Source organism: Chloroflexota bacterium, from assembly GCA_016197225.1.
Lineage (GTDB): Bacteria > Chloroflexota > Anaerolineae > Anaerolineales > VGOW01 > VGOW01.
Genome location: JACPWC010000119.1, coordinates 93,938 through 100,647 on the forward strand (window position 1 = coordinate 93,938; position 6,710 = coordinate 100,647).

General features: G+C 56.6%; 7 protein-coding genes. 6 read left to right on the plus strand and 1 reads right to left on the minus strand.

Features of this window, described 5'->3' with window-relative positions:
- Positions 1-20 precede the first annotated feature (20 nt).
- The 3 genes from HYZ49_20360 to asd all read left to right on the plus strand — a co-directional run bounded on the left by HYZ49_20360 (position 21) and on the right by asd (position 3,827).
- Positions 21-956, plus strand: coding sequence for a hypothetical protein (locus tag HYZ49_20360; GenBank protein ID MBI3244639.1), 936 nt, complete (start codon positions 21-23; stop codon positions 954-956).
- Positions 957-1,304: 348 nt separating this feature from the next.
- Positions 1,305-2,708, plus strand: coding sequence for an aspartate kinase (locus tag HYZ49_20365; GenBank protein MBI3244640.1), 1,404 nt, complete (start codon positions 1,305-1,307; stop codon positions 2,706-2,708).
- 66 nt (positions 2,709-2,774) lie between these two features.
- The gene (gene asd / locus HYZ49_20370; protein ID MBI3244641.1) at positions 2,775-3,827 is read left to right on the plus strand and encodes an aspartate-semialdehyde dehydrogenase; all 1,053 of its coding nucleotides are present in this window, start codon (positions 2,775-2,777) and stop codon (positions 3,825-3,827) included.
- Positions 3,828-3,916: 89 nt separating this feature from the next.
- On the opposite strand, the gene HYZ49_20375 is transcribed toward asd, so the two are convergent.
- A complete protein-coding gene (locus tag HYZ49_20375) occupies positions 3,917-4,300 on the minus strand; it encodes a metallopeptidase family protein (protein MBI3244642.1) in 384 nt (127 codons plus the stop codon).
- An 89-nt stretch (positions 4,301-4,389) separates the two neighbouring features.
- On the opposite strand from HYZ49_20375, the gene HYZ49_20380 reads away from it, so the two are divergent.
- The 3 genes from HYZ49_20380 to HYZ49_20390 are packed head-to-tail and all read left to right on the plus strand — an operon-like array spanning position 4,390 to position 6,577.
- Positions 4,390-5,565: a DNA double-strand break repair nuclease NurA gene (locus HYZ49_20380; protein ID MBI3244643.1), complete on the plus strand. Its 1,176-nt coding sequence runs from the start codon at positions 4,390-4,392 to the stop codon at positions 5,563-5,565.
- Positions 5,566-5,568: 3 nt separating this feature from the next.
- Positions 5,569-6,159 carry a hypothetical protein gene (locus HYZ49_20385; GenBank protein ID MBI3244644.1) on the plus strand — a complete coding sequence of 197 codons (591 nt, stop codon included), beginning with the start codon at positions 5,569-5,571 and terminating at the stop codon, positions 6,157-6,159.
- A gap of 43 nt (positions 6,160-6,202) precedes the next feature.
- On the plus strand, positions 6,203-6,577 hold the full coding sequence (locus HYZ49_20390) for a GxxExxY protein (GenBank protein ID MBI3244645.1): 375 nt from the start codon (positions 6,203-6,205) through the stop codon (positions 6,575-6,577).
- The last annotated feature ends 133 nt before the right edge of the window (positions 6,578-6,710 follow it).

Below are 6,710 nucleotides of genomic sequence, written 5' to 3' on the forward strand. Positions count from 1 at the left end.
TAAGAAGGCCAAGAGAAGGTATGGATAAGAAATCAGCACTTCAGCAAGCACAAGATGCAATCAAGCAGGGAGATAAAGACCAGGCCCGCAATTTGTTGAAGGCAGTCATTAGTCAAGACCCGAACAACGAAGAGGCGCTAATGCTTTATGCCGGGATTGCCGAGAAGCGCGAGTATGCAATCTTATGTTTGAAAAAAGTAATTCAACTTAATCCCAGCAATCACGCCGCCCGCCAATGGCTGGAAAAGTTAAGCGCTGACTCTGCTTCCCCTCCCACAGCAACGCAACCCCGGCCCGAAGTTATACCCTCATCAATCCAACGTCTACAACCTGGTCAACAGCCACTTCCTCCCAAAAGAACATCAAAAACAAACCGCGCACTTGTAATACTGGCAGTTAGTTTTCTTGCTGTTGCCGCCGCATCGTGTGTGCTTGGCACAATCTTAGGAGCAAACATATTTCCGCGCAACGCAAAGAACTCGACTGCCAATGCGCCAATCTCGCAGGTTGCCATCACCGCTGTGACTCAAATTGTTGGTGATTCTCCTGTGACACAAAACGTCGTTACTGCTGTTACGGAAGTGGCTGGCCCAACGTATACACCCTTGCCAACCTACACCCCACAACCTATCCCAACTCCGATAGAGATACTTGTTACTGCCACCTTCCCGCCCGACTTCACCGAACTCTATCGCTTTAGTGGAACAGGTAAAAGCACAACCGATTTGTTCTCGCTCCAGACCGGCATTATTCGCGTCAAATGGGAGTACACTGGTGACAGTAATTTTGCTTTTTATATTCGCCGTTTAGATAATGACGCCAGAGATTTGATAGAGAATACCGTCGGCGCAACGTCAGGACAAAAAATATTCAATGTTGGCAATTCCGACCAATACTTGTTTGACATTGACCTAGCGCGAGGCGACTGGGTGATTACTGTGGAGTTCAAGCCCTAACACATCCAATAGTTGTACAAACTGTCATGACTCCCCCTCGCCACGTTCGGCCACTTTCCACAATTGACCCTTTCCCCGCCGCCTGTTACCATTTCGCCCAATGAGCATCAGCCCCTTCACCACTACCAATACCATGACTACGACTGCGCGCACGCGACAGCCGTCGCTTCCGGTTGGGTGAAGACAGGATAGAGAAACTACTCACACCAAACGCGGAGCCACACGGCTCCGCGTTTTTGGTTAACCGCGAAGTCGCAACGCGGAGCGCGCAAAGATTTCCTTTGTTTCCTATGTTTCCTTTCTTTCCTTAGCGCCCTTCGCGCCTTCGCGGTGAAAAGAGGAGATTGCATGAAGAAGACTCTTGTCATGAAATTCGGCGGCACCTCGGTCGGCGGCGCCGAAGCCATTGCCAAATCTGCCGACATCGTCGCCGCTGCCAAAAAGGAGTGGGATCAGGTGGCTGTCATCGTCTCGGCCATGAGCGGCGTCACCGACTTGCTCCTCAAGGGCGCGCACACCGCCGCCGCGGGCGACGGTGAGACCTTTCGTGCTATTGCCGCCCAATTGCGAGAGAAGCATGAGATGGCGATCGCCGGCCTCGTAGGGGCAATTCATGAATTGCCCTTACGTGAATTGCCCTTACACTACCTCGCCGAGTTCGAGAGCCTGTGCCACGCCGTCAACATCCTCGGCGAGGCCTCGCCGCGCGCGATTGACGCCATCTCGTCGCTCGGCGAGCGCATGAGCATCCACCTCGTGGCCGCCCGCCTGCGCCAACTCGGCCTTGAATCCGAAGCGGTTGAGTCCAGCGAACTGATTCTGACCGACGACGTATTTGGCTCGGCCAACCCGCAGATGGAAGAGACAAAAGCAAAATGCGAAGCCCGTTTGCGCCCGCTGATGGAACGCGGCGGCGTCCCGGTCATCACTGGCTTCATCGGCGCAACCAGGAACGGCGCAATCACCACGCTGGGCCGGGGCGGCAGTGACTACAGCGCCGGTATTCTGGGCGCGGCCCTCGACGCCGACGAAGTGTGGATTTGGACGGACGTGAACGGGGTAATGACGGCTGACCCGCGCGTGGCAACCGACGCCCAAACCCTGCCCGAACTTTCCTTCCGCGAAATCTCCGAACTGGCCTACTACGGCGCGAAAGTTCTGCATCCTAAAACGATCCGGCCCGTCGTCGAGCGCGGCATTGATCTGTGGATCAAGAACACCTTCAACCCCTCGCACCCCGGCACGTTGATTGTGCCTGATAATGGAAAGGCCGTCGGCGCGATCAAAGCCGTCACCGCCATCAAAGGCCAAAGCCTGATCACGATTGAGGGGCGCGGCATGTTGGGCGTGCCTGGCGTGGCCGCCCGGACGTTTGGGGCGGTGGCGCGGTCGGGAGTCAGCGTCACGCTCATCACGCAAGCCTCATCCGAGCAAAGCATTTGCTTCTCTGCGCCGTCGTCATCAGCAACGCGCGTCATTGCCGCTCTTGAAGAAGAGTTCCGGTTGGAGCTTGCCCGGCGCGACATTGACAACATTGCCTCGCTTAATGACACGGTCATTATTACCGTCGTCGGCGCCGGCATGAAGTACACACCAGGGCTGGCCGGGAAAATTTTCACCGCCCTCGGCAACGCCAGCGTCAATGTCATCGCCATCGCCCAGGGTTCATCCGAAGTCTCCATCAGCCTCGTCGTGGACGCCGGGCAGGCAGACGAGGCGGTGAGGGCGATCCACAGTTTAATTGTCAATTGACAATTCACAATGCACAATTGCGAATTGAGAATTGCGCATTGTGAATTAAACCGAAAGGAACTTTCAATGAACAAACGCATCAAAGTCGCCGTTTTAGCCGCCACCGGCGCCGTCGGTCAGCGGTTCGTGCAGTTGCTGGATAATCATCCCTGGTTTGAGGTGACGGCTCTCACCGGGTCGGATCGCACCATCGGCCAAACGTACAGTGACGGTTGCCGCTGGATTCTGGCAGGGCCGATGCCAGAGTACGCGAAGGCCATGAAAGTCGTTCCGACTGAACCCGGCCTCGACGCCGTCATCTGCTTCTCGGCCCTGCCAACCGATCAGGCCAAAGAGTTGGAACCGGCGTTTGCCAAAGCCGGGCACGTCATCGCCTCTAATGCCTCAGCACACCGCATGTGGCCCGACGTGCCGCTCCTCATCCCCGAAGTCAATCCTGATCACACCTCGTTGAAAGCCGCGCAACAAAAGGCTCGCGACTGGAGCGGCTTCCTCACCACCAACCCCAACTGCACTGCCACCGGTTTCACCATCGCTCTGCGGCCCTTGCTCGACACCTTCGGCCTCAAACGAATCTTTGCCGTTTCGATGCAGGCCGTCTCCGGCGCGGGCTACCCCGGCGTGCCCTCGCTCGACATTGTTGACAACGTGATTCCTTACATCGGCAGCGAAGAGGACAAGGTGGAGACCGAGCCGCAGAAGATGCTGGGCAGGTTGAATGGCGGTAACGTGATCCCCGCCGACTTCAAAATTTCGGCCCACACCAACCGGGTGGCGGTGATTGACGGTCACACCGTCTGCGCCTCGGTGGAGCTTGGTTCTAAGGCCGGCCCCGCCGAAGTTGCTCAAGTGATGGCCGAGTTCAGAGGCCCGGAGATTGTCCGCAATCTTCCTTCATCACCCAGGAACATCATCGAAGTGCGAAGCGAAGCCGACCGGCCCCAACCGCGACGTGACCGCGACGCGGGCAAAGGTATGACGACCGTGGTGGGCCGGGTGCGCGAAGACCCGCTCTTCGACGTGAAGTTCGTCATCCTCTCGCACAACACCATTCGCGGCGCGGCGGGCGGCTCATTGTTGAACGCCGAGTTGATGGTGGCGCAAGGTTTGATCTCCTAAGGTTTTCTGAAACCCTGACGGCTTGTAAAAAAACAACTTCGCATGGAAGTTCATTTCGTGTAAATTCGTGCAATTCGTGGCAGAGGTCGTTACGCCCAGCCACGTTCTTCCAACTCCTCCTCCGAAAACCCGAAGTAATGGCCGAGTTCGTGAACCAGCGTCTTGCGAATCTGGGCCTTGAGTTCGACTTCGGTGCGGCACATGGACGCGATGGCCAGCCGGAAAAGGGTGATGCGGTCGGGCTGGAGGAGGACACTGTTCGGGCGGCGGCGGATGAGGGGGACACCTTCGTACAGCCCCAGCAGAATGCCGTCGGTGTAGCCGCCTCGTTCCAGTTGCTCCGAAGCGGGCCGGTCGGCAACGTCGAGAATCACCTGCTCGGCGTCGGCCCGCAGGTCGGGCGGCAATCCGGCCAGCACCTCGTCGGCGATGGCGAAGGTAAGCTTTTCGAAGCGGTCGGCGGAGATGCGCATGGAACCAAGTTTACCAACAAACCTCCGCTAAATCTGCTCAATCCGTTGACCCACTTTCTTTAGTAGAACGGTCGTGCTACAATCCTCGCATGGCTCTTGAACTCAACAAGCTCACCTCATCCGTTGACGCGCTTGGCGCAAGCACAGCAGAACGATTGACGAAGCTGGAGGCGGCACTGCCAACCGCGCAAGCAACACTCAACGCCATCGCCGCCGACCCAACCAAGCTGGAAGCGCAAATCGCGAAAGCAATCAAGCTTCGTTGGATCGGCGCCCTCCCCACGCGCGAACCCGTCAACGCCGTTTACCCTCAGCCGGAGCCGCCCTCACGCTACAACTTCATCGCCGCCGATGGCTCCCAAATTTACCCCGACCGTCATGGCCTGGCGCTCTACTATCTAATCAATGTCGGCAGTATCATTTTTCAGATGGGCACCGGCGGCGCGCCTGTTTGCAATTCGCAACCGCAGTTGTTTTTTGACGAGCAGGATTTGTATTACGACGGCGAAAATTTTCCAATTACCAGGGAACGAGTGGATGCCCTGCGCGACGTCTACGAAGCCGGTGAGCTTGCCCGACTGGTCTCAGGGGAAGCCGCCACTGCGCCCACAGCCGCCATCATTGATGGCACCTTGCGGCTGGCAAGCAATGCCCGCGAACAGAACCGGGCCTTCATCGAAGAAGCCCGGACGCAATACATCAACCATCTGAGCGACATTCGCGCATCGAAAGCGGCGCTGGCCGGTGTCATTGACCGTTCAGCCTCCAACGTAGTCATCCGCCTGCTCAATCTTGCCACCCTAGAGCCTGAAGCCATCACCCAACAGGAAATTGACGCCACTGATTTGTTTCCGGGCGCGCTGGATATTGACCTTTTTGGCAAGTTGAAGTTTGGCGAACGCAGCGCGCTCTTCACCACTCCAGCCGCCGAAAAAGACCTGTATGTTGCAGAAGGCCACCGTGTCTACTTCTTCTATCTCAACGCCGGGCAACCGCCCCACGACCCGCCTCTGCGCGTTGAAGTTCCCGAATGGGTTGTCAACAACAATCAAGTTGATCTTGTTCACACTGCCATCGTGGAACAAAGCCGCCATACAAGCGGTTATCCATATGCCCTCACCCGCGCGCACGAACTCGCCGTCGTCACCGTCCAAGAACACCGCGCATTCGACGAAATGCTGGTTGCCACGCTTGTGCGTCGCGGCGTCGCTCCCACCGTTTCGCAAAAAGCAAGAGGCAAAGCCATGCTTGGCAAGAGGAGATAAGCAATGTTCAATGTGACCATTGGCCGTTTGACTCGAAGCACCACCACCGACTACGTTTTCGCCTGCAAAGTCCCCGAACCGGAAGTGCCCACCTTTGGCGCGTTCGTCAAAGCGCCCTCCCAGCGCGGCCAGGCCGATGTACTGGGCCTGATCTACAACATCGCCTTCACCGACGATATGTTGGTTCGCCAGTTGGCCGCCGCCGAGAATTTGCCGGATGAGATGGTGCAAGATCAACGGCAGAACCGGCAAGTGCCAATCGAAGTGAGCGTGCTTTCAATTGGATATCGAACGGGTGACACATACATCTACGCTCTTCCGCCTCAACCACCGGTCACCCTCGACCGAATCTCTCCCTGCGACTCCGCCGAGATATGCAGCTTCACTCAACGGCTTGATTTCCTGCGCTTGATATTGAACTCGCCCGTTCCCATGATGGACGAACTGGTTGCAACAGCCATTCTCGCCGCCGCAGCCTGTCGGCCCGTTGAAGAACGTGAGCGCTTCCTCCGCGAGGCGGGCCGCGAACTGGCCCGATTGCTTGGGCGAGACCTGGCGCGCTTGGAGAATCTTCTGCGGCGGATAAAACCTTAGCCACGAATTACACGAATGATCACGAATTCTTTGGAGGTTGCTTATGGCCGAACTGCTTTATAAAGAACTTGCGTATGCGATTGTGGGTGCGGCTATGGAAGTCCACAATCAATTGGGGCCTGGGTTTCTGGAAGTGGTTTACCGGAAGGCGCTTGTTTACGAGTTGACGCTTCGGGGTATCCTCGTCGAGGAAGAAAAGCCTCTTCCAGTTTATTACAAGGGGCAACTGGTGGGCGAATACCGAGCCGATCTTGTAGTAGATGGCAAAATCATCCTTGAGATAAAAGCAGTCTCGGCGCTCATCAAAGCCCATGAGGCTCAGGCAATTCACTATCTCACCGCAACCGATTTGCGTCTTGCACTGTTAATCAACTTCGGCGCAAACTCATTGCAACAGAAACGCATTGTGAAACAGTAGCCGCAAAATTCCACCTACAAGGCGTTTCTTAAGGTTTATGGCGAATCGCCTCAGCCCATTGTTGTTCCAATTGCTTGAGACAACGCCGGGGGTGATGGCGAAACCGATACAACACTTGCAGCCGTCGTTGGGC

Coding starts and splice junctions, on each gene's coding strand:
- HYZ49_20360 (MBI3244639.1), top strand. CDS start 21: ATGGATAAGAAATCAGCACTTCAGCAAGCACAAGATGCAATCAAGCAG.
- HYZ49_20365 (MBI3244640.1), top strand. CDS start 1,305: ATGAAGAAGACTCTTGTCATGAAATTCGGCGGCACCTCGGTCGGCGGC.
- HYZ49_20380 (MBI3244643.1), top strand. CDS start 4,390: ATGGCTCTTGAACTCAACAAGCTCACCTCATCCGTTGACGCGCTTGGC.
- HYZ49_20375 (MBI3244642.1), bottom strand. CDS start 4,300: ATGCGCATCTCCGCCGACCGCTTCGAAAAGCTTACCTTCGCCATCGCC.
- HYZ49_20385 (MBI3244644.1), top strand. CDS start 5,569: ATGTTCAATGTGACCATTGGCCGTTTGACTCGAAGCACCACCACCGAC.
- asd (MBI3244641.1), top strand. CDS start 2,775: ATGAACAAACGCATCAAAGTCGCCGTTTTAGCCGCCACCGGCGCCGTC.
- HYZ49_20390 (MBI3244645.1), top strand. CDS start 6,203: ATGGCCGAACTGCTTTATAAAGAACTTGCGTATGCGATTGTGGGTGCG.